Origin of the sequence: Pseudomonas sp. JQ170C (assembly GCF_035581345.1) — a bacterium.
Lineage (GTDB): Bacteria > Pseudomonadota > Gammaproteobacteria > Pseudomonadales > Pseudomonadaceae > Aquipseudomonas.
The window spans coordinates 656,024-676,292 of record NZ_CP141608.1; the positions used below are offsets into that span (position 1 = coordinate 656,024).

Consider the following 20,269-nt stretch of genomic DNA (forward strand, 5'->3'; position numbering starts at 1 on the left):
AATGGCCTTGATGCTCTGCGCCGCGCTGTTCTTTACCGCCTTCGTGCTGTTGTGTACGCAACTGCTGCGCCAGCAACGTCGGCAACGGCTGGTGGCGCAGCGCCTGCAGGGCCAGTTGGCACGGGACAATCGCCTGGACAACTGGCTCCATCGACTGGGTAGCAGTCACCTGGCCCAGCGCCTGCTGAGCCTGGACAGCGAAACCCGGCAATTGCTCGATCGCATCGGCTGGCGCCGTAGCCGCCAGCGTGCCGTGTTCGCTGCGTGCCAGGTCGGCATTCCCTTGCTGGCCCTGGGGATTGCCGTACTGCTTGAAGAAACCGTCTACCACGACAGTCCAACGGCCTGGCTGGTACTGCCGATGTGCGCATTGGGGATCGGCTACCTGTTACCGAAACGGCTATTGGTGCTGGCGGTGTCCCGGCGCCAGCAACAGATCGCCCGTGAGGTATCCACCTTCATTCCCTTGCTGCGCATCCTCTTCGAGTCGGGCCTTGCGGTGGAGCAAGGGTTGCGGGTGTTGAGCCAGGAAGGGCGGCAACTGCTGCCGGTCATCAGCGAAGAACTGCGCGGCATCTTGTTGCGGGTCGACTCGGGCCTGGCCCTGGTGCCGGAACTTGAGAAAACCGCGCAGTTACTGGCGGTGGACGAATTCAGCGACACCTGCGTGATTCTTCAACAGCTGCTGACCCAGGGCGGCGGGGCGATGAAGTCGCTGCTGGCGCTCAAGCAACTGCTCGATGATCGGCGCCTGACGGGGATGCAGGAACGTATCTCGAAGATGTCCGGGAAGATGTCGGTGGTGATGATGGTGTTTTTGTTTCCGGCCTTGCTGATCGTGCTGGCCGGTCCCGGTCTTACGGCATTGGCCAGGGCCTTGGCTTCGTCATGAAGGGAGATGCGTGCATGAAAGCAGTCGTGGTGATCATGAGCCTGATGATGCTCGGCGGTTGTGCCACGGACGGCCGCGCGCCCTGGTCGGCCCTGGCCGGGAGCACGGCCAGTTGCGCCAAGCTCGATTCGAGCCAGGAGCTGGCATTGAGCATGGCCGACGAAATGCTTGGCGAAGGCCGACCCCATGCCAGCCTGGCGCACCTCGAGGCATTGCCGGCGGACATGGCCCAGGTGCGTTTGCGCAAGGCCAAGGTGTGGCGCCTGCTCGGTCGTAGCGAGGCCGAGCCCCTGTACCGCAGCTTGCTGGGCAGTTGCCTGGCGGCCGAAGGCGAGCATGGCCTGGGCCAGTTGGCCTCGGCGCGCGGTGACAACGTACAGGCTGAGCGTCATTTGCTGCGGGCGGTACGCCTGGCACCCACCGACGAGAAAATGCGTAACGACCTGGGGGTGGTCTACCTCGACCTTGGCAATGTCGAGCAGGCCCGTTTCGAGTTCCTCACGGCCATCGAGCTCAAGGACAACAACCCCCTGGCAGCGGTCAACCTGGTCAGCCTGCTGCTGTACCAGGACAAATGGCAGCAGGCGGCCGACCTGGTCTCGCGCTTCAAGTTGAGCCCGGCTCAGTTCAGTGAAGCGAAGTACCGTGCCGAGCAGTTGAAAAAGCCAACCACGTCAGCGCCGGCCAGGGTCGATCAGGTCGCGGCGGTACAACAGTGAGGTGTTTATGAAATCGAGATGGGTACTACTGCTGGCCTTGGTCAGCCTGCCATCGGCTGTACAGGCCATCGAGGAAGGGCCTTCGTCCCCGGCGCAGAAGGGGACGGAAACCTGGCTGCAACTGCAGGCGCGCAACCAACAGGCGTCGAAAATACCGCAGACGGCTACCCCCGCGGAGCGCGATCGCAGCATGCAGCGCTGGCTCGACAGCTACAAATATGAGCTTCCGGAACACTTTGACTATGACAGCGTCGGCGCCGGCGACAAGTAGCGGCGCCCGCTAGTGCGTCGTTATTCGCTGGTGCTGCGGCGCATTGCCAGGCGAAAGGGCCAGTGCCAGTTGGGTGCGGTTGCGCATGTGGGTCAGGCGCAGTACCTGGGACACATAGAGCTTGACGGTGTTTTCGGTAATGCCCAGCTCACAGGCCACCTGGTAGTTGGTCTTGCCTTTGCCGACCAGGCGCGCCACGTCCTGCTGGCGCGGTGACAGCTGATCGAAAATCACCGAAATGGTGCTGTTGTCGAGTTCGCCGTCGGCGTCTGTGGCAGGCCGCAGGGCACCAGCAGGGCGGGCCTTGTCCAGGTCCTGGCAGAGGTCGTCGATGGACTCGGCCAGGTACTGCAGTTTCTGATTGAGGTGGCCCAGGTGCTGGTAGTTTTTCTGCCGCTCCTGCAGCGCCGCTTCCTGGCGTTGAATGCCTTCGAGCAGTTCGTAGAGGTCGACCGGCTTTTGATAGTAGTCGGCAAAGCCTTCGCGCAGTGCCCGGATTACGTCCTGCTTGTCGGCGCGACCGGTGAGCATGATGGCCTCGAAGGGCCGCTGCTGCCCGGCAATGATCTTCAGCGCCCTGACCAGCTCGATACCGTCACGCTCGGGCATGTGCAGGTCGCACAGCACCAGGCCGATGGCCGGGTCGGCGGCAAAGCGTTCGATCGCCTGGGTGCTGGAACGGCAAGGGACACAGCGGTAGCCGCTGCTTTCGAGAAATTCGCACAATTCTTCCACTATCGGTGGCTGGTCATCGACGACCAGCACCTTCACTTCGCTAACAGGCTTGTTCACGCGTGACTCCCTGCTTGACGTGCCCTTGCTTCCGGGGTTTGTACGGTCTGGGCATTGGCCGACAACACTGTAGAAAGTAGTCGGTCCTTACGGCGATGCACAAGGCTTGAAAGCCTGGAAAAGCTGCCCAGGCGACTAGTGGACCCATACTGCCGCAAGCAGAAAGCCGGCCAGTATGAAGGGCGCAAAGGGTTGTTTTTTTGACGATTCTTCCAGCACCTGCTTGAGTCGGCTCTTAACCTTTTGACTTAGAAGGGACCACAGCCAGCGTCGTGTCGTCAGCCACACCAGCACCGCAATGCCGGCGCCGATAAAGGTTCCCAATACGTACATCCGGTCGGTGGCCAGCGCCAGCGCGGCGAGCAGTTTGACGTCACCTGCACCGAAGCGTCCCAGCATGTAGCCGGGCAGGGTCAGCAGCATGACGATGGCCAGCGCCCAGCCGCCTTCACTGGCGTCGGCGCCGATCCAGGTGTGTCCGGTCATGAACAGGTAGACCAGCGCGCAGGCTGCGGCGCCGAGGGTCAGGGTATTGGCAATCTGGCGCTCACGCACATCTTGTTCAGCGCATAAGGCAAGCCACAACAACAGGACAATGCTTTGCATCGTGAAATGCATCCCTTTGTGGTGAATGATTCTATGCTGTCAGACAGGTGTCACTGTCAGGGTAGACGCGATCATGAAAGCAAGCCTGTGCAATCGGCAAAAAGGCGCTGCAGCGCTGGAGTTCGTGGCGGTATTCGTGATCTTCTTCGCAGTGTTCTATGGCGTGGTCAGCTATGCCCTGCCCATGCTCATGTTGCAGTCCTTCAACCAGGCCAGCAGCGAAGCGGTACGTCGTTGCGTGGCACTGGACCCCACCAGCAAGACCTACGGCGCCGATGTCGAGACACTGGCCAGGCAAGTGCTGACCCAGCAGCTGTCGTGGATGCCGGGCTCTCTCGACTTCAAGGCCAGCGACGCCAAGGTGACGCTGTCGCCCACCAAGGTGCTGACCGTGAAAATCGACTACGCCAGGGCCAAACTGACCGCGGTGATACCGGTGCTCGACCTGCCGGTGATCGGCCAGGTACCCCGATTGCCGCCCAGCCTCACGGCTGAAGCGAGCCTGCAACTGTGAGTGTGGGGCAGCGCTTGTTGGCGCTTTGGCGTGGACATCCCGCCACAACCCCGCCGGTGGAGCCGGAACCTGTGAGTGTGCCCGCCGCTGCGCTACAGGTGTGGCTGGATGACAACGCCCGTGTGTTGCGCCTGGCCGGGCCCTTGCGCTCGGCCCTGGCCTTGCCTGCGCAGGCCCAGGGGCGTCTGCAGGACTATGTGCAGCCCTGCAGCCTGCTGGTACTCGAAGGCGAGCCGATGGACTGGCAGGGCCAGCCCCTGGATCTGGATTTCAAGGCCGTCGGCGGCACCACCTTGCACACCCGTGGCTGGCTGCAACAACAGGCCGGGCAATGGCTGTTACAGGTGTTCGATGTCGGCGACTTGCTGCAGCATCGCCAGCAATCACTCATCGCCGAGCGCCAGCGTCACCTGACCAGCCACCTGGCCTGTGCGGTCCGCGACTGTAGCATCGAATGCCTGGAGGCCGTGGCGAAGGAGCAACTGCAATGGCTGGCGCGTCATTGGCAGGCTGCAGGCGTTCAGGTTGTGTTGCAGCGCGGTGAGGGGTGGCAAACCTATGTCGCCAGCGGCGATGTTTTGCATGCCCCCAGTGACGAAGCCCTGAGCCCGGTGCTGAGTATGCTGGCGCCGGGGCAAGTGTTTTCCAGTGCCACCCATGTGCATTTGCAGCCGTTGTTCCCGGGCATTGCGGCGTGTCTGGTGCCCTTCGCTTCAGGGCTGCAGGTCAAGGCCTGGCTGATCTGCTTCAGGCCAGGGCAGCCGCTGCTGGGGGGCGATGCGCTGAATCTGTTCGGTGCCTATGCCGAGCCGCTGCTGGGCCGTTTGCAGGCGTTCGAGCTGGAGCAGCAGAGCGAGCGACTGGACAGCCTGCAGGCCCAGTTGGGCGCCGGTTGGTGGCAGTGGCGATTGATCACGCCCACGTTGCAGTTGGACCCAGGGTTGGCCCAGCGTCTTGGCGTGCCTGCGCAATTGACCCTGAGCCAGTGGCTGAGCCGGGTGCACCCCGCTGACCGGGAGGCGGCGCAGCTGGCCCTTGGGCAATTGCAGTGCGAGGGCTGCGACCTGGAGCTGACCCTGCGCCTGCTCGACAACAAGCTGCAAGCCAACCCGCGTTGGTACCGGCTGTGCGGGCAAGTACGCGGCAACGGGCCACAGCGTCGTCTGCAAGGGTTGATGCTCGATATCAGCGACAGCAAGGCGCAGCAACTTCAGGCCGCTGCCGCCCAGGCCCGCCTGGAGAACCTGATCGCAAGCTCTCCCGCGGTGATCTACATCCAGCGCTACAGTGAGGGCGCGCTGCACGCCGAGTTCTTCAGTGCCAGCCTGCAACCGATGCTGGGCTGGGAGGCCCCGCAAGAAGGCGTATTGCAGCCCGGGCAGTGGGTTCATCCGCAGGATCAGTCGCTGTGGCTGGAGCGCACCCGCACCTTGTTGCGTGAGGGGCAGGTACGTAGCCGCTATCGCTTGCGTGACCGCCAGGGCGGCTATCACTGGGTACTCGACGAAGCACGATTGCTGCGCGATGACCTGGGCTTGCCGGTGGAAGTGGTGGGCATCTGGCTGGACGTCAGCGAGGCCACTGAAGCCGCTGAAAAAATGCGTGAGAGCGAGGAGCGCTACCGGGTGCTGGTGGAGGATTCCCCGGCGATGATCTGCCGCTACACCGCCGCACTTGAGCTGGTGTTCGGCAACCAACCACTGGCCGATTATCTGGAGTGCAGTCCTGCACAGTTGCCGGGCATCAACCTTGGCCAATGGATGTCGGCGTCGCAGCGAGAGATGTTTGTCCAACGGCTGGCCAGCCTTACACCAGAGCACCCGGTGAGTACGGCGGAGATCTGCCTGGAGCTGCCCGGACGCGAACATGCGTGGTGGGTATGGTCAGATCGCGGCTTGTTCGACGAGCGCGGCAAGCTGCTGGAAATCCAGGCGGTGGGGCGCGACAACACCCAGGTTCGGCGCACCCGCCAGCAACTGGTGCAAAGCGCGAAAATGGCCACCCTCGGCGAGATGGCCACCGGACTTGCCCATGAGATCAACCAGCCCCTGAACGTGATGCGCATGGCCGTGGTCAACGCCCTGAAGCGCCTGGAAAACGGCGAGGCCCAGGTGGACTATCTGCAGGACAAACTCAAGCGCATCGACGCCCAGGTGCAGCGTGCCTCACGGGTGGTCGAGCACATGCGCGTGTTTGGCCGACGCTCCGAGGTCGATCAACACCTGTTCGCACCGTGGCAGGCGGTGGAGGGCGCTTTGTCGCTGCTTGGGGACGGCTTGCGTGGCAAGGGCGTGGACCTGCGGATCGACACGCCGGAAGAGGGGTTACAGGTCAGCGGTCACCAGGACCAATTGGAACAGGTGCTGATCAACCTGCTGGTCAACGCCCGGGACGCTCTGCTGGCGCGGCGGGAGCACAGCGCACTGGCGCCCTGGATTGCCCTGCGCCTTGAACAGGACCCCGACCAGGTTCGCTTGCTGGTCGAAGACAACGGCGGCGGTATCGACCCGCGTCTGCTGGAGCGCATTTTCGAGCCGTTCTTCACCACCAAGCCGGTGGGCGTCGGCACCGGGCTTGGGTTGTCGGTGAGCTATGGGATCGTCGATGCCATGGGCGGCAGCCTCAGCGTCGAAAACGGCGACGAAGGGGCGCGCTTCTGCATCGAGCTACCGGTTCACAGCACCAGTTGAGCGCGGGTGCTGGAGCAACTGAGGTTGGCGCTGACTTCGGTGGTGTTGAGGTCGATGCCCAGGGCTTTGAGCAGGGAGTTGATCAGAGGGTCCACCAGGGGGCTGAGTACGTTTTTTATCATGGGTCTAAGAATGTTGGTGACCCCGGTCAACAGGCCATCGACACCCTCCAGAATTGAACCCAGCACATCGCCTTTTTCCTGGTATTTGTATATGTGCAGGGGAACGCTCCCTACAGTGGTATTCAGGCTTTCGATGATGTTGCTCGTTTGCATGGCCTGATAAGGGGAGGGCTTTCCGATCTCCAGCAAACTGTCGCCCTTGAATAGCATATCTTCGTGGTGGGGAAGCAACACCACGGGTTCTGGTTTGATCCCAATCCCCCCGCCAGCGAACGGCTTGCGGCCTTCGCAAACCTTGATAAGCCCCAGAAGACCGGTACAGACATTGGTGCCGATATCAATCAGCGGAATCGGGTTGATAGTGCCTTCGCCCTCTTCTAAAAAGGTGTCCGGATCATCGATCTTGCCGATGGAAATCTCCCCGGTTGCCCTGTCCGTGGCAGCGGTCAGTTGCCTCTGGGGCGCGCAGCTGAAATCACTGACCCGACTGGTGGCTTTGACCGCACTGACACTGATGTCGATACGAGCGGCTTTTTTCAATGCTTCTATATCGCTGACTTTGCAAGGTATGAGCAGGGCGCACCCCAGGGATTTGATGGTGCCCATGAGGTCCAGGCGCAGCAGGTCACTGAGCGGTTTGGTCAATGTTGTCGCCAGGTTGGCAACGGTGCTGACGATGTTGCCTACGGTTTCGATAACGGGTGTGTTGAGCGAAATCATGGTCCGGATCTGTGCCGTCTGCACATTGATGTTGTCGGTCTGAGGATTGCCAATGGCAGAAACTTTCGGTGGCTCAATCACCTTTACCTGAATTTTGGCGGTGACCAACCCCAATACGTTCACCGGCAGATTGACCACCGCCGCATTGTGCTTGTTCGACAGCAGAATCACCCCTTGCACCAGTTGCAGCAGTTGCAGGCTGGTATCCAGCCCGGCCTTGGGCGTTCCCGCACTCACCTGAAGGATATCGGCGAGCTTGAGCACTCGGTTGTTGTCGGTAGCAACGGTGAGTTTTGCAAGGTTGCTGGCGACATCCAGGGCTTTGTTGCTGCCGTTCTTCATGACTTCGACGGCAGCGTCGATCAGGTCGGTGGCCGAGACATTGGAGTTCAACAGCTCATCATAATTGCCGACCTGTGCGTTGACCTCGATCGCCAGTTGATCCAGGTATTCCAGCAGGTTGATGTCGGTATTGGCCAGGCCTTGCCAACCCAGCGCATCCAGATGTACCCGGGCTCCCAAGGGGTCGGCCAGTGCATTGAGCAAGGCGGATTTTTGCGTGTCGATCGTTGCCAGCGTGGTGCGAATCCGTAGCTGCGCCAGCGGCGGCTTGGGCGTGGCCGCCACGGCAGTGGCACTGAGGGAAATGGTGGTGGGCAAGTCGTTGCCTTTGACCAGGGCCAGGACGCCGGCAGCAACGCTGGTTGCCACTTCGCGGTGAACGATCACGCGGATCGCTTCATTGCGTGTGGCATCGGTATTGAAGCGGCGCAGGCTGTTGGTGCCGGTCTGCAAGGTACCGCAGGCGGTTTCAAGCCGCCCTGGCGCCTCGAGTCCGTTGCGTTTTGCACCGGCCTTGGCCAGGGCATCGGCCGACGGACCGATGCCGTTGCAGGTGCCCAACTGACCCGCAGCTTCCAGCGCCGACATATCGGCGATCCGTTGCAGCTTTCGTTGCTCCAGGTACAGCCTGCCGCTGTCGACCACCATCAACAGAAACAGCAGCGCCATGCCCAGGGTCAAGGCCGCCATCAGGCCGATTGCACCGCGTTGCCGTGCGGGAAAGCGTGAAGACACGAGCACTCCTTTGCTGCCCATGGTCACGCAGGGCAACAGCTGTAAGGAGTGTAGACAAGATAATGGCCAGTCGCCTCTATGACGACTGGCCGAGCAATGCTCAATGGGGTGGGTAGTTGGCCATCACCTTGGCCACGGTGTTGCGGATCGCGGTGTTGCGCTCTTCCGGGCTTGGCGGGTAGTTGTTCATGATCTGTTCGGCACTGCCGCGCCATACCAGCTTGCCGTCGCGGCTGTCGAACATGTCGACCTGGATGGTTGCCACCTTGTAGTCGACGCTGCGGGTCTCGTTGTACATCGGCCCACCCCAGTAGTTGCCCCAGTACCCGCCCCAGGCGCCGCCATAGTTGGTGGTGATCTGCTGCTGGCGGTTTTCGACAATCAGGTAGGTCTGTACTTTCAGGTCGCCCTGGGCGTTGCCCTGGGCCGGGCGCAGGCCACGTTGATCAAGCTGCCCGGCCACGGCCTGGCGAATGCGCTGTTCGGTCAGGTCGCTCTTGATCCGCGGATCATCCGGGCGGTACTGCAGCGCCGGTTCCTGCCACACCCAGCTGCGGTAACCGGCAAAGTCGCGGCTGGCATCGAAGTCCTGGGTCGCGTTGTTGCTTGAGCACGCACTCAGCAACACCACCATTGAGAGTAAAGCGATACGGCGCAACATGATGGATCTCCAATTGCCTTTAGCTGGGAGGATAGCCGTTGAGGGCCTTCTTAACGGATTCGCGCAGGGCATCTTCGCGCTCGCCCTGGGAACCCTGGCTGCTGGTCTCGGCGCTGGCACTCCACACCGGTTGGCCGTCGCGGGCGTCATACAGATCGACCCGAACCACCATCACCTCGACTTCATAGGTGCGTACCAACGGCACGCTGGCATACGCGCCGTAGCCGTTGAGGTAGCCGCCAACGCCACCGTAGGCGCCATAGCCCCCGTAGGGATAGCCGCCATAGGGGTAAGCGCCGTAGGGGTAGTAGTCGTCGCGCACCTGGCGCAAGCGGCGTTCCAGGCTCAGGTTGGCACTCACCAACAGATCGCCCTGGCCGTTGCGCGCCGGTCGCAGGCCGCGCTGGTCCAGGGCATTGCTGACCGCATCGGCCAGCTGTGCAGGTTCGGTCAGGGCGACACCCGACGGCAACTGACTGTCGCGCCAGGTCCAGCTACGGTAGCGGCCATAGTCGCGAGGCGGAGCCGGGTAGGCGCTGGCGTCGAACGTAGTGGCCGCCTGGGGCGGCGCCGGTGGCAGCGGGCGGGAGCTGGCGACATAAGGGTTTGTGCTTTGGCACGCTGCCAGGCTCAGGCACAGCAGGCCCAGGGTCAAACGGTACGGCATGTCACCCTCCAGGCAGGTGTCAGCGGGGTCGGCAGATCCAGTGCAGGTAGCGCCCAAGGCCGGCAAAGGCCGGATGACGCCGATGGGCCAGTTCCATTTCCAGCAGATCGAGCAACTCGGCCTTGGCTTGGAACTCACTGGGCATGTAGTCGTGGAAAACGCGCACGCCACTCTCTGTTTCGACCTGCCACAGATCTTCAAGTTGCGCCCTGAGCGTGCGCGGATCAAGTGGTTTTTGCGGGGTCAGGCTCTGCTTTTCGCCGGCCATGTCATTGCGCCGCAGTTTGCGGAAATGGCCCTTGAGCAGGTTGCGGTAAACCAGTGCATCGCGGTTGTAGAAGGCCAGTGACAACAGGCCGTCGCTGCGGGTCAATTGGTGCAGCACTGGCAGGATGGTTTCCGGTTCGGCCAGCCATTCCAGCACGGCGTGGCACAACACCAGGTCATAGGGTTCGGTCAGTTGCCCGAGCAGTTCCTGCCAGGGCGCCTGGATAAAGGTGGCCTGCTGACCGGCCTGGGCGAAGCGTTCGCGGGCGCCGGCGAGCATGGGCTCGGCAGGTTCGGCCAACGTCACCTGATGCCCGCGTTCGGCCAGCCACAGGGCCATGTGCCCCAGGCCTGCGCCGATATCCAGGACCCGCAAGGGGCGATCGGGGAGGGCTTCGGCGAGGTCCGCCTGCAGGACCGCGAGGCGGATGGCACCCTTGGCGCCGCCGTAGATCTTTTCTGCGAAGCGGGTGGCCAGGGCGTCGAAGTGACGGTCGTTCATCGGGCAAACCGCCGTTCATTGTCGGCCAGCTTGCTGCGCACCACCTGCTCCATGTCCAGGCCCAGCTCACTGCAGAGCAGCACCAGGTACAGCACCACGTCACCGACTTCCTGGCCGGCGTGCGCCAGTTTTTCGGGGGACAGTTGGCGCGATTGGTCTTCGCTCAGCCACTGGAAAATCTCCACCAGCTCGGCCATTTCCACACTGGCGGCCATGGCCAGGTTCTTGGGGCTGTGATAGCCACGCCAGTCGTTGTTGTCGCGGATGCGGTGCATGCGTTGGGTCAGTTCGTGCAGGTTCATCAAAGCTCTCCTCAAGCCGCATAGCTTCAGGCGGGCGCCGTCGCAACGCAAGAGGGCCTTTCAGTCCAGCGGCCGCCAGGTTCCGCGCATGTGCTGCAAGTCGCCATGGCCTTGCAGCTGCAACTGGCCTTCGGCGGCGGTCGGGCTTGCGTTGAGGATGACTTCACTGGGCAGGCGCACCGGCTTGAGGAAGTCCACGGCGATCTCGTAGCCGCTGACCGGCAGGTGGCCGCGCAGTGCGGCCAGGGTCATGGCTTTGCTCCACATGCCATGGGCGATGGCGGTGGGGAAACCGAACAGTTTTGCACTGGTGGCACTCAGGTGGATGGGGTTGTAGTCGCCGCAGACCCTGGCGTAGTGCCGGCCGATATCGGTATCGGCATACCAGCGGGTCAGTTCGCTCAAGGGTGGGGTGGCAGGCTCGACATCTGCATCGGGCTCGCCCGCCAGTTTCAGCCCGCGGCACAGCATGCGGCTGGTCTCGGACCAGATCAGCCCCAGGCCATCGGACGCCTCGGTGAGCAGATCGAACGTGCCGCCCTTTTCATGGGGTTGCAGATTCTGCACCTGCACGCTGAAGCGCAAGTGGCTGATGCCGCCCAGCGGCCGCACCACGCGGATGCTGTTGTGCAGGTGCACCAGGCCCAGCAGCGGGAAGGGAAAGTCCTTGCCGGTCAGCAACTGCAGTTGCAAGGCGAACGCCATGACATGAGGAAAGGTCGGCGGCAGGCGCCCGTCGTCACTGAAGTGGCAGAGTTTGCGGTAGTCATCGAGTTGCTTGGGATTGACCTCCAGGTAACAGCGCAAGCCCGTCTCGGGCAGCGTATCGCCGGTGATCTTGCGTTTGCGCGCCGCGCGCAGGTACAGGCCGGACAACGCGGCGGTGCTGCTCAGGTCGTGCCACTGTCGCGTCATGTTCAAGCCCCCATCACGGCCTGGCCGCATACCCGCAGCACCTGGCCATTGACCGCGCCGGTCCCGGGCTGGGCAAGCCACGCCACCGCTTCGGCGACATCCTGGGGCAAACCACCTTGCCCCAGGGAGCTCATGCGCCGCCCGGCTTCGCGCAGGGCGAAGGGGATGGCGGCGGTCATGCGCGTTTCGATAAAGCCGGGGGCCACGGCGTTGATGCTGCCGCCGCGTTCGGCCAGCTTCGGCGCCCAGGCCTGGGCCAGGCCAATCAGCCCGGCCTTGCTGGCGGCATAGTTGGACTGCCCGCGGTTGCCGGCGATGCCGCTGATCGAGGCCAGCAATACGATGCGCGCGTTGTCGTGCAGGGTGCCGCTGTCGAACAGGGCCTGGGTCAGGAGCAGCGGGGCCTTGAGGTTGACTGCCAATACCGAGTCCCAGTATTCCGGGGTCATGTTGGCCAGGGTCTTGTCGCGGGTGATGCCCGCGTTGTGCACCACGATGTCGATGCCGTCGGGCAGCCCTTCGATCAGTTGCGCGGGGGCGTCGGCGGCGCAGATGTCCAGGGCCAGGCTTTTACCGCCCAGGCGCGCGGCCAGGGCTTCGAGGTCGGCCTTGGCCTGGGGCACATCGAGCAGCACCACCTCGGCGCCATCGCGGGTCAGGGTTTCGGCGATGGCCGCGCCAATGCCGCGGGCCGCCCCCGTGACCAGGGCCTTGCGTCCGGCCAGGGGCCGGGTCCAGTCCTGCACGGCACTGGTACAGGTGCCCAGGCGCAGCACTTGCCCGGAAACAAAGGCACTCTTGGGCGAGAGGAAAAACCGCAGGGCGCCTTCGAGCTGGTCTTCGCCCGTGTCGCTGACATACAGCAGCTGCAAGGTCCCGCCGGCACGCAGTTCCTTGGCCAGGGAGCGGCTGAAGCCTTCGAGGGCGCGTTGGGTCACCTGGGCCAGTGGATCATCGAGCTGTTCCGGCGCCCGGCCCAGTATCAGCACATGGGCACTGGGGGCGAGGCTGCGCAGGATAGGTTGGAAGAATTCACGCAGTTGCTTGAGCTGGTCAGTGTCGTCCAGTTCGCTGGCATCGAAGACCACGGCCTTGAGTTTGGGGCCGAGCCCGGCGACCCATTCGGTAGCGCTCAGGTCGGGGCTGGCGAAGCTGTAGACGTCGTCGGTGAGGCGCTGCGCGAATGCCTCGACCTTGTTCGCCAACGGCCCACCGCCCAGCAGCAGGGCACCGTCCACAGGCCTCAGGCGACCTGCCTCCCAGCGTTCCAGGCGAGCCGGGCTGGGCAGGCCGACGGCCCCCACCAGGCGCCGGCCAAGGTCGGAGTTGGCGAAGTCGATATAGCGGTCGCTCATGTGCGCGTCTCCCTGAAATAAGCTTCAAAGTGTGGACCATGATTGGCCGTTGGTCGTTCGCCTGCGTAAAAAACACCTACGCTGTAGCGGACTGTTTGCTGACTAAAGAGGACATTACGCATGCGCTCACTGCGCCGGGTCGCGATCATTGGCGGCAACCGAATTCCCTTCGCCCGCTCCAACGGAGCCTATGCCACGGCCAGTAACCAGGCGATGCTCACCGCCGCCCTCGAAGGGCTGATCGAGCGCTACGGCCTGCATGGCCTGCAGTTGGGGGAGGTGGCCGCCGGGGCGGTACTCAAGCATTCACGGGACATGAACCTGACCCGCGAATGCGTGCTCGGCTCGCGCCTGTCGGCGCAGACCCCGGCCTACGACTTGCAACAGGCCTGCGGCACGGGGCTTGAGACGGCGATACAGGTGGCCAACAAGATCGCCCTTGGGCAGATCGACAGCGGGATTGCCGGTGGCGTCGACACCACATCCGATGCGCCCATCGCCGTCAACGAAGGCTTGCGCCGGATTCTGCTCCAGGCCAATCGCGGCAAGACCACGGCCGACAAGCTCAAGGCCTTTCTCAAACTGCGCCCGGGCCACCTTAAACCCGAACTGCCCCGCAACGGCGAGCCGCGCACAGGGCTTTCCATGGGGCAGCATTGCGAGCTGATGGCGCAGACCTGGCAGATTCCCCGCCAGGATCAGGACGCGCTGGCCCTGCTCAGTCACCAGCACATGGCGGCCGCCTATGCCGAAGGCTGGCATGACGACCTGCTTACCCCGTTCCTGGGCCTGACCCGTGACAACAACCTGCGCGCTGACCTGACCCTGGAGAAGCTCGCCAGCCTCAAGCCTGCGTTCGAGCGCAGCGAAAAAGGCACCCTGACCGCGGGCAATTCCACGCCGCTGACGGACGGCGCCTCGGTAGTGCTGCTTGGCAGCGAGGACTGGGCCCGTGAACACAACCTTGAGGTGCTGGCCTACCTGGTCGATGGTGAAACCGCCGCGGTGGACTTTGTCAAAGGTCAGGAAGGTCTGCTGATGGCGCCGGCCTACGCCGTGCCACGCTTGCTGGCACGCAATGGCCTGAGCCTGCAGGATTTTGACTACTACGAAATTCACGAAGCCTTCGCTGCCCAGGTGCTGTGCACCCTGAAGGCCTGGGAAGACCCCGACTACTGCCAGCGCAAGCTGGGCCTGAGTGAGCCGCTGGGGGCCATCGACCGCAGCAAGCTCAACGTCAAGGGCAGTTCACTGGCGGCCGGGCATCCGTTTGCCGCCACCGGGGGGCGCATTCTGGCCAGCATGGCCAAGCTGCTGGCCACGGCAGGCAAGGGCCGTGGCCTGATTTCGATCTGCGCCGCCGGTGGTCAGGGCGTAACCGCGATCATCGAGCGCTGACCAGCGCTGGCGTTACGACCGGGGCCGGGCGATTGGCATAGTGCTCGGCCATGATCGAGCAGACGATCAGCTGCAGTGGGTGGTAGATCATGATCGGCAGCAGGATCAGGCCCAGTCCCGGGTGGGCGCCGAAGATCAGCGCCGCCATCGGCGCCCCGGCTGCCAGGGATTTCTTGCTGGCGCAGAACACCGCCGCCACTTCGTCGGCCGGGCTCAGGCGCAGGGCCCGTGCGGTGCGGGTGGTCATCCACAGAATCAAGGCCAGCAGCATGGCGCTGCCCACCAGCGCCGTGAGCAGGACTGCGCTGCCTTGTTGTTGCCACATACCCGACACCATCGAGTTGCAGAACGCGGCATAGACCAGCAGCAGGATCACCAGCTTGTCCATGATGTTGGTGTAGCGCTTGTGCCGGGCGAAGAAGCGGCCCAGCCATGGGCGCAGCAGTTGCCCGAGCAGTAGCGGCAACAGCAGCAGGACGCAGAGGTCGAGCAGGGTGGCGCCCAGGTCGATGCCGCCGCTGCCGGTGCCCACCACCAGGCTGACCAGCCATGGGGTGATGAAGATGCCGAGTACGCTGGACAGGCTGGCATTGAGAATGGCCGCCGGCACATTGCCGCCTGCGCTGCCGGTCAGGGCCACCGAGGACGAGATGGTCGAGGGCAGGGCGCACAGGTAGAAAAAGCCCAGCATCAACAGCGCCGGCACCTGGCTGCCGAGCACGCTGTCGGCCAGCCACCAGATCAACGGAAAGACCACGAAGGTGAACCCCTGCACCATCAGGTGCAAGCGCCCGTTCCTCAGGCCATGGCGAATCTGTTCACTGGAGAGGTTGATACCGTGCAGGAAGAACACCAGGAATACGCCGACGTTGATGACGTACTCGGCATGCATCGCGCCGCCGCTGCTGCCGAAACCCGGAAACAGCCAGGCCAGGAAGGTGGCGAGGAACATGCCGCAGAGGAACCAGTCGGTCACGACGCGTTTGAGGTGCTTGAGCGCTTGCATGGGCGGGCCTTTGAATCATTTTGTAATCAATGAGGCGAAAGGCTACGCTGCCCGGAACACTGCCGTCTTGCGATATAAGGCCAAGCGATGCCGACAAACGGACAAAAACAAAGCCCTCGTCCGATCCCCACCCTGGCGCAGCTACCGAGGCCTGTGTACGCACGCGCCGAAAGCTTGAGCGCCGGTTCCTGGACCACCCGCCACCAGCATGACTGGGTGCAGTTTTCCTATGCGATCAGCGGGGTGCTTGGGGTGCGCACCGCCGAAGGCAGCTATTTCGCCCCGCCACAGTGGGGGGTCTGGATACCGGCGGGGGTCGAGCATGAGGTGGAAACCTCGATGCGGGCCGAGATGCGCAGCCTGTATGTTCACCGCGACGCCTGCCCCTGGGCGCCGGAGCAATGCCGGGTATTGGAAGTCACCCCGCTGGCTCGCGAGCTGATCAAGCAGTTTTGCCTGTTGCCGGTGGACTATCCCGAAGGCGACAGCGCCGAGGCGCGGCTGGTCGGCGTATTGCTCGATCAGCTGCAGGCGTTGCCGCAAGTGGGCTTTTCCTTGCCACTGCCGCAAAACCCGCGCCTGCTGGGGTTGTGCAACGAATTGCTCGCGCACCCGGAGGAGGGGCAAACCCTCGGCCAATGGGCGCAACGGCTGAACACCTCGGAAAAGACGCTGATGCGCTTGTTCCAGCGTGAGACCGGCCTGAGCTTTCGCGGCTGGCGCCAACGCATGCGCCTGTTGTCGTCGCTCACCGCCTTGGAAGCGGGGCAAAGCGTTACCGACGCCGCGCTGGGCTGTGGCTATGACTCGACATCGGCCTATATCGCCGCCTTCAAGGGCCTGTTCGGCATGACCCCGGGGGGCCTGCGGCTGTGACTGGCAACGAATTTTGATGATTTTTGTGAACGTTTGTGCACCGAGAGATACAAAAACAATGGCAAGTCTGACGGTTTGTCGATACAACGCAGAGCGGTCTTGATACAGCGACAATCCGGTGCAGCACCGGTGACCTACAAAAATCCATGTGTCTGGCAGAACAGGACCCCCGACAAAAGCCGATGAAGACTCCAAAACGCATTGAACCACTGGTTGAAGATGGACTGGTCGACGAAGTACTGCGACCACTGATGAGTGGCAAGGAGGCCGCTGTGTACGTGGTGCGCTGCGGTCGGGAACTGCGTTGCGCCAAGGTCTACAAAGAGGCCAACAAACGCAGCTTCCGCCAGGCCGCCGAGTACCAGGAAGGGCGCAAGGTGCGCAACAGCCGTCAGGCCCGGGCCATGGCCAAGGGTTCCAAGTACGGGAAAAAAGAAGCCGAAGACGCCTGGCAGAACGCCGAGGTGGCCGCCCTGTTCCGCCTGGCCAATGCCGGCGTACGGGTGCCGCGGCCCTACGACTTCCTCGACGGCGTGCTGCTGATGGAACTGGTGGCCGACGAATATGGCGATGCCGCGCCACGGCTCAACGATGTACACCTGGAGCCCGAGCAGGCGCGCGAGTACCACGCCTTTGTGATCCGCCAGATCGTGCTGATGCTCTGCACCGGCCTGGTGCATGGTGACCTGTCGGAATTCAACGTACTGCTGGGGCCCGATGGCCCGGTGATCATCGACCTGCCACAGGCGGTGGATGCAGCGGGCAACAACCACGCCTTCAGCATGCTTGAGCGCGATGTCGGCAACATGGCGGCCTATTTCGGCCGCTTTGCCCCGGAACTCAAGCAGACCCGCTACGCCCGGGAAATGTGGGCCCTGTACCAGGCTGGTGATCTGCTGCCGGAAACTGAGCTCAGCGGCCAGTACCAGGACGATGAGCACACCGCCGATGTCGACGGGGTCATGCGCGAGATTGATGCCGCCCGTCTGGACGAAGCCCGCCGGCGTGCCGCCAGGGACGACGCCGAACGGGGTCCGAGCAAGGACGAAGAACCCGCGCCGCCCTGGCTGCAGTAATGCGTCAGTGACAGCAACTGCTGCCGGCTGCCAGGTCCTTGAGGATCGGGCAGTCCGGGCGGTCGTCGCCCTGGCAGTGGGCGACCAGTTCGCTCAAGGTGTCGCGCAGGCTCACCAACTCTTCGATACGCCGGTTCAGGTCGTCAATGTGCTGGCTGGCCAGGGCCTTGACGTCGGCACTGGCGCGCTGGCGGTCTTGCCACAGGGTCAGCAGCTTGGCGACCTCTTCCAGAGAAAAACCCAAATCACGCGAGCGCTTGATGAACGCCAGGCTGTGCAGATCGTCCTGGGAGTACAGGCGATAGCCGCTGTCGCTGCGCAGGGCCGGCTTGAGCAGGCCGATGGACTCGTAGTAGCGGATCATCTTGGCACTCAACCCGGAACGGCGAGCGGCTTGTCCGATGTTCATGGGGCGTCGTCCTGTGGCGGAGTTTCGGGTTTCCAGGTCTTGAGCAGCAGGGCGTTGCTGACCACGCTGACACTCGACAGGGCCATCGCCGCCCCAGCCAGTACCGGGCTGAGCAGGCCGAAGGCGGCCAGAGGAATGCCGATCAGGTTGTAGATGAACGCCCAGAACAGGTTCTGGCGGATCTTCGCATAAGTCTTGCGGCTGATCTCGAGGGCGGCCGGCACCAGGCGGGGATCACCGCGCATCAGGGTGATGCCGGCAGCCTGCATGGCCACGTCGGTACCTCCGCCCATGGCGATACCGATGTCGGCGGCGGCCAGGGCCGGGGCGTCGTTGATACCGTCGCCAACCATCGCGACCACACCCGATTGCTTGAGCTCGGCGACTTTCGCCGATTTGTCACCGGGCAACACCTCGGCATGCACGTCGGTAATACCCAGGGCCTGGGCCACTACCTTGGCGCTGCCGCGGTTGTCGCCGGTCAGCAGGTGACTGCTGATGCCCCGCTCGGCCAGCTGGCGCACGGCCTGGCCGGCGCCCGGCTTGAGGCTGTCGCCGAAGGCGAACAGACCCAGCACACGCGGTTGCGGGCTGCGCTCGATCAGCCAGGACAAGGTCCGGCCTTCGGCTTCCCAGGCATTGGCATCGGCTGCCAGCCCGCCCGGTTGCAGGCCGCTCTCGTCGAGCATGCGGCGGTTGCCCAGGGCCAGGTCGCGACCGTCCAGGGTGCCGGCGATGCCGCGACCGGTAAGCGATTGGCTGTTGCTGATATCGGCGACAGGCAGGCCCTGTTCTTCACAGGCATCCAGCACCGCCTTTGCCAGCGGGTGCTCGCTGCCGCGCTGCAGGGCACCGGCCTGCTGCAGCAGCTGCGCCTGTTCGCCGACCGCGGCCTTGCTGTGGACAATGCGCGGGCTGCCGGAGGTCAGGGTGCCGGTTTTGTCGAACACCACGCGGTTGACGGCGTGGGCACGTTCCAGGGCTTCGGCGTCCTTGATCAGGATGCCGTGCCGGGCGGCGACGCCGGTACCGGCCATGATCGCCGTCGGCGTGGCCAGGCCGAGTGCGCAAGGGCAGGCGATGACCAGTACGGCGACCGCGTTGATCAGGGCGGTTTCGATCGGGGCGCCGGCCCACCACCAGCCCACCAGGGTGATCAGCGCGATGACCAGCACCGCGGGGACGAACACCTGGCTGACCCGGTCCACCAGCTTCTGGATCGGCGCCTTGGCGGCCTGGGCGTCTTCGACCAGGCGGATGATGCGTGCCAGCACGGTTTCAGTCCCCAGTGCCAGGGTGCGTACCAGCAGGCGGCCTTCGCCGTTGATGGCGCCGCCAGTGACCTTGTCGCCCGGCTGCTTTGGCACCGGCAGGCTTTCGCCGCTGATCAAGGCCTCGTCGGCATGGCTCTGGCCTTCCATGACTTCGCCGTCGACCGGGAAGCGTTCACCGGGCTTGACCACCACCAGGTCGTGCAGGCGCAGTTCGCTGATGGCCACGTCGCGCTCCTGGCCATCGACCAGCAGCAGGGCGCGTTCAGGGCGCAGGGCTTCGAGGGCGCGGATGGCGCTGGCGGTCTGGCGCTTGGCGCGGCTTTCGAGGTATTTGCCCAGCAGCACCAGGGCGATCACCACGGCAGACGCTTCAAAGTACAGGTGCGGTGTAACGCCGGGCCCCGCCTGGGCCCATTCATAGAGGCTCAGGCCGTAGCCGGCGCTGGTGCCGATGGCCACCAGCAGGTCCATGTTGCCGGCACCGGCACGCACGGCTTTCCAGGCCGCCACATAAAAGCGTGCACCGAGGATGAACTGCACCGGTGTGGCCAGCACGAACTGGGCCCAGGCCGGGAGCATCCAGTGAATACCGAAGGGCTGTAGCACCATCGGCAGTACCAATGGCAAGGCCAGCAGTACCGCCAGTGCCACCGACCAGCGCTCTTTGCGCAGGCGGCGTTCGGCATCGTCCTGATTGACCTGGGTGCTTTGTGGCAGGCTGGCGCTGTAACCGGCGCGGGTGACGGCGTCGATCAGCACGCTGCTGTCGACCTGGCCGAGCAGTTGCACATGGGCGCGCTCATTGGCCAGGTTGACGCTGACCGATTGCACGCCGGGCACTTTGGCCAGGGCGCGCTCGACCCGACCTGCGCACGATGCGCAGGTCATGTCGCCGATCTGCAGTTCCAGAGATTGGCTGGGCACGTGGTAGCCGGCTTGCTCGACCGCCTCGACCAAGGCGGGAAGACTATCGGCCGGGGCCTGGATGCGGGCTTGTTCGGTGGCCAGGTTGACGCTGACCTGCTCGGCGCCGCTGACCTTGCGCAGGGCGCGTTCGACTCGGCCAGCACAGCTGGCGCAGGTCATCCCGGCAATCGGCAGATCGAAAGTGGTAGATGCAGACATGGGCACTCCTCCTTGGACAGGCCACCAGCATCA

At 63.8% G+C, this 20,269-nt stretch carries 20 protein-coding genes; 8 read left to right on the plus strand and 12 right to left on the minus strand.

The window, feature by feature from the left end; genetic code table 11:
• Position 1 precedes the first annotated feature (1 nt).
• From U9R80_RS02855 to U9R80_RS02865, 3 genes are read left to right on the plus strand one after another with little or no spacing between them, the layout of a single operon-like run.
• Positions 2–892 carry a type II secretion system F family protein gene (locus U9R80_RS02855; protein ID WP_301838085.1) on the plus strand — a complete coding sequence of 297 codons (891 nt, stop codon included), beginning with the start codon at positions 2–4 and terminating at the stop codon, positions 890–892.
• 14 nt (positions 893–906) lie between these two features.
• Positions 907–1,611 carry a tetratricopeptide repeat protein gene (locus U9R80_RS02860; RefSeq protein WP_301838082.1) on the plus strand — a complete coding sequence of 235 codons (705 nt, stop codon included), beginning with the start codon at positions 907–909 and terminating at the stop codon, positions 1,609–1,611.
• 7 nt (positions 1,612–1,618) lie between these two features.
• On the plus strand, positions 1,619–1,882 hold the full coding sequence (locus tag U9R80_RS02865; protein ID WP_301838080.1) for a DUF3613 domain-containing protein: 264 nt from the start codon (positions 1,619–1,621) through the stop codon (positions 1,880–1,882).
• Between the two features lie 9 nt (positions 1,883–1,891).
• Here the strand turns inward: U9R80_RS02865 and U9R80_RS02870 are convergent, their stop codons facing one another.
• A complete protein-coding gene (locus tag U9R80_RS02870; RefSeq protein WP_301838078.1) occupies positions 1,892–2,674 on the minus strand; it encodes a response regulator transcription factor in 783 nt (260 codons plus the stop codon).
• Positions 2,675–2,809: 135 nt separating this feature from the next.
• Positions 2,810–3,280, minus strand: a complete 471-nt coding sequence (locus U9R80_RS02875; RefSeq protein ID WP_301838076.1) for a prepilin peptidase — start codon at positions 3,278–3,280, stop codon at positions 2,810–2,812.
• 73 nt (positions 3,281–3,353) lie between these two features.
• Between U9R80_RS02875 and U9R80_RS02880 the strand changes: the two genes are divergently transcribed.
• Both U9R80_RS02880 and U9R80_RS02885 read left to right on the plus strand, forming a co-directional pair.
• Complete coding sequence (locus U9R80_RS02880; RefSeq protein ID WP_301838074.1) at positions 3,354–3,794, plus strand: TadE/TadG family type IV pilus assembly protein; 441 nt, start codon at positions 3,354–3,356, stop codon at positions 3,792–3,794.
• Positions 3,791–6,484 (plus strand): ATP-binding protein, encoded by a 2,694-nt coding sequence (locus tag U9R80_RS02885; protein ID WP_442964931.1) that lies wholly within the window; start codon positions 3,791–3,793, stop codon positions 6,482–6,484. Before U9R80_RS02880 ends, U9R80_RS02885 begins: the two co-directional genes overlap by 4 nt.
• Here the strand turns inward: U9R80_RS02885 and U9R80_RS02890 are convergent.
• From U9R80_RS02890 to U9R80_RS02920, 7 genes are all read right to left on the minus strand, one after another.
• Positions 6,469–8,403 (minus strand): pilus assembly protein TadG-related protein, encoded by a 1,935-nt coding sequence (locus U9R80_RS02890; protein WP_301838070.1) that lies wholly within the window; start codon positions 8,401–8,403, stop codon positions 6,469–6,471. The two genes, U9R80_RS02885 and U9R80_RS02890, sit on opposite strands and share 16 nt — an antisense overlap.
• 100 nt (positions 8,404–8,503) lie before the next feature.
• Positions 8,504–9,064 carry a DUF4136 domain-containing protein gene (locus U9R80_RS02895; protein ID WP_301838068.1) on the minus strand — a complete coding sequence of 187 codons (561 nt, stop codon included), beginning with the start codon at positions 9,062–9,064 and terminating at the stop codon, positions 8,504–8,506.
• A 19-nt stretch (positions 9,065–9,083) separates the two neighbouring features.
• A complete protein-coding gene (locus U9R80_RS02900; protein WP_301838066.1) occupies positions 9,084–9,731 on the minus strand; it encodes a DUF4136 domain-containing protein in 648 nt (215 codons plus the stop codon).
• Between the two features lie 19 nt (positions 9,732–9,750).
• A complete protein-coding gene (locus U9R80_RS02905) occupies positions 9,751–10,500 on the minus strand; it encodes a methyltransferase domain-containing protein (RefSeq protein ID WP_301838064.1) in 750 nt (249 codons plus the stop codon).
• Positions 10,497–10,802 (minus strand): nucleotide pyrophosphohydrolase, encoded by a 306-nt coding sequence (locus U9R80_RS02910; RefSeq protein ID WP_301838063.1) that lies wholly within the window; start codon positions 10,800–10,802, stop codon positions 10,497–10,499. Before U9R80_RS02910 ends, U9R80_RS02905 begins: the two co-directional genes overlap by 4 nt.
• A 60-nt stretch (positions 10,803–10,862) precedes the next feature.
• On the minus strand, positions 10,863–11,717 hold the full coding sequence (locus U9R80_RS02915; protein ID WP_301838061.1) for a MaoC/PaaZ C-terminal domain-containing protein: 855 nt from the start codon (positions 11,715–11,717) through the stop codon (positions 10,863–10,865).
• A gap of 2 nt (positions 11,718–11,719) precedes the next feature.
• A complete protein-coding gene (locus tag U9R80_RS02920) occupies positions 11,720–13,072 on the minus strand; it encodes a 3-oxoacyl-ACP reductase (protein WP_301838058.1) in 1,353 nt (450 codons plus the stop codon).
• 120 nt (positions 13,073–13,192) lie between these two features.
• Between U9R80_RS02920 and U9R80_RS02925 the strand changes: the two genes are divergently transcribed.
• The gene (locus U9R80_RS02925; protein ID WP_301838055.1) at positions 13,193–14,470 is read left to right on the plus strand and encodes an acetyl-CoA C-acetyltransferase; all 1,278 of its coding nucleotides are present in this window, start codon (positions 13,193–13,195) and stop codon (positions 14,468–14,470) included.
• On the opposite strand, the gene U9R80_RS02930 is transcribed toward U9R80_RS02925, so the two are convergent.
• Positions 14,457–15,476, minus strand: coding sequence for a bile acid:sodium symporter family protein (locus U9R80_RS02930; protein WP_301838053.1), 1,020 nt, complete (start codon positions 15,474–15,476; stop codon positions 14,457–14,459). The two genes, U9R80_RS02925 and U9R80_RS02930, sit on opposite strands and share 14 nt — an antisense overlap.
• 87 nt (positions 15,477–15,563) lie before the next feature.
• Here U9R80_RS02930 and U9R80_RS02935 point away from each other — a divergent pair, with 87 nt between their 5' ends.
• Positions 15,564–16,352 carry an AraC family transcriptional regulator gene (locus tag U9R80_RS02935; protein ID WP_301838049.1) on the plus strand — a complete coding sequence of 263 codons (789 nt, stop codon included), beginning with the start codon at positions 15,564–15,566 and terminating at the stop codon, positions 16,350–16,352.
• A gap of 182 nt (positions 16,353–16,534) precedes the next feature.
• A complete protein-coding gene (locus tag U9R80_RS02940; protein WP_301838047.1) occupies positions 16,535–17,428 on the plus strand; it encodes a PA4780 family RIO1-like protein kinase in 894 nt (297 codons plus the stop codon).
• Between the two features lie 4 nt (positions 17,429–17,432).
• Here the strand turns inward: U9R80_RS02940 and cueR are convergent, their stop codons facing one another.
• Both cueR and U9R80_RS02950 read right to left on the minus strand, forming a co-directional pair.
• Positions 17,433–17,837, minus strand: coding sequence for a Cu(I)-responsive transcriptional regulator (gene cueR, locus U9R80_RS02945; protein ID WP_301838045.1), 405 nt, complete (start codon positions 17,835–17,837; stop codon positions 17,433–17,435).
• On the minus strand, positions 17,834–20,236 hold the full coding sequence (locus U9R80_RS02950) for a heavy metal translocating P-type ATPase (RefSeq protein ID WP_301838043.1): 2,403 nt from the start codon (positions 20,234–20,236) through the stop codon (positions 17,834–17,836). The genes cueR and U9R80_RS02950 overlap by 4 nt, the downstream gene beginning before the upstream one ends.
• Between the last annotated feature and the right edge of the window lie 33 nt (positions 20,237–20,269).

Bases quoted from the DNA above. Each gene is read 5' to 3' on its own strand.
- U9R80_RS02855 (WP_301838085.1), top strand. From the start codon at position 2: ATGGCCTTGATGCTCTGCGCCGCGCTGTTCTTTACCGCCTTCGTGCTG.
- U9R80_RS02860 (WP_301838082.1), top strand. From the start codon at position 907: ATGAAAGCAGTCGTGGTGATCATGAGCCTGATGATGCTCGGCGGTTGT.
- U9R80_RS02865 (WP_301838080.1), top strand. From the start codon at position 1,619: ATGAAATCGAGATGGGTACTACTGCTGGCCTTGGTCAGCCTGCCATCG.
- U9R80_RS02875 (WP_301838076.1), bottom strand. From the start codon at position 3,280: ATGCAAAGCATTGTCCTGTTGTTGTGGCTTGCCTTATGCGCTGAACAA.
- U9R80_RS02880 (WP_301838074.1), top strand. From the start codon at position 3,354: ATGAAAGCAAGCCTGTGCAATCGGCAAAAAGGCGCTGCAGCGCTGGAG.
- U9R80_RS02895 (WP_301838068.1), bottom strand. From the start codon at position 9,064: ATGTTGCGCCGTATCGCTTTACTCTCAATGGTGGTGTTGCTGAGTGCG.
- U9R80_RS02900 (WP_301838066.1), bottom strand. From the start codon at position 9,731: ATGCCGTACCGTTTGACCCTGGGCCTGCTGTGCCTGAGCCTGGCAGCG.
- U9R80_RS02905 (WP_301838064.1), bottom strand. From the start codon at position 10,500: ATGAACGACCGTCACTTCGACGCCCTGGCCACCCGCTTCGCAGAAAAG.
- U9R80_RS02910 (WP_301838063.1), bottom strand. From the start codon at position 10,802: ATGAACCTGCACGAACTGACCCAACGCATGCACCGCATCCGCGACAAC.
- U9R80_RS02915 (WP_301838061.1), bottom strand. From the start codon at position 11,717: ATGACGCGACAGTGGCACGACCTGAGCAGCACCGCCGCGTTGTCCGGC.
- U9R80_RS02920 (WP_301838058.1), bottom strand. From the start codon at position 13,072: ATGAGCGACCGCTATATCGACTTCGCCAACTCCGACCTTGGCCGGCGC.
- U9R80_RS02925 (WP_301838055.1), top strand. From the start codon at position 13,193: ATGCGCTCACTGCGCCGGGTCGCGATCATTGGCGGCAACCGAATTCCC.
- U9R80_RS02930 (WP_301838053.1), bottom strand. From the start codon at position 15,476: ATGCAAGCGCTCAAGCACCTCAAACGCGTCGTGACCGACTGGTTCCTC.
- U9R80_RS02935 (WP_301838049.1), top strand. From the start codon at position 15,564: ATGCCGACAAACGGACAAAAACAAAGCCCTCGTCCGATCCCCACCCTG.
- U9R80_RS02940 (WP_301838047.1), top strand. From the start codon at position 16,535: ATGAAGACTCCAAAACGCATTGAACCACTGGTTGAAGATGGACTGGTC.
- cueR (WP_301838045.1), bottom strand. From the start codon at position 17,837: ATGAACATCGGACAAGCCGCTCGCCGTTCCGGGTTGAGTGCCAAGATG.
- U9R80_RS02950 (WP_301838043.1), bottom strand. From the start codon at position 20,236: ATGTCTGCATCTACCACTTTCGATCTGCCGATTGCCGGGATGACCTGC.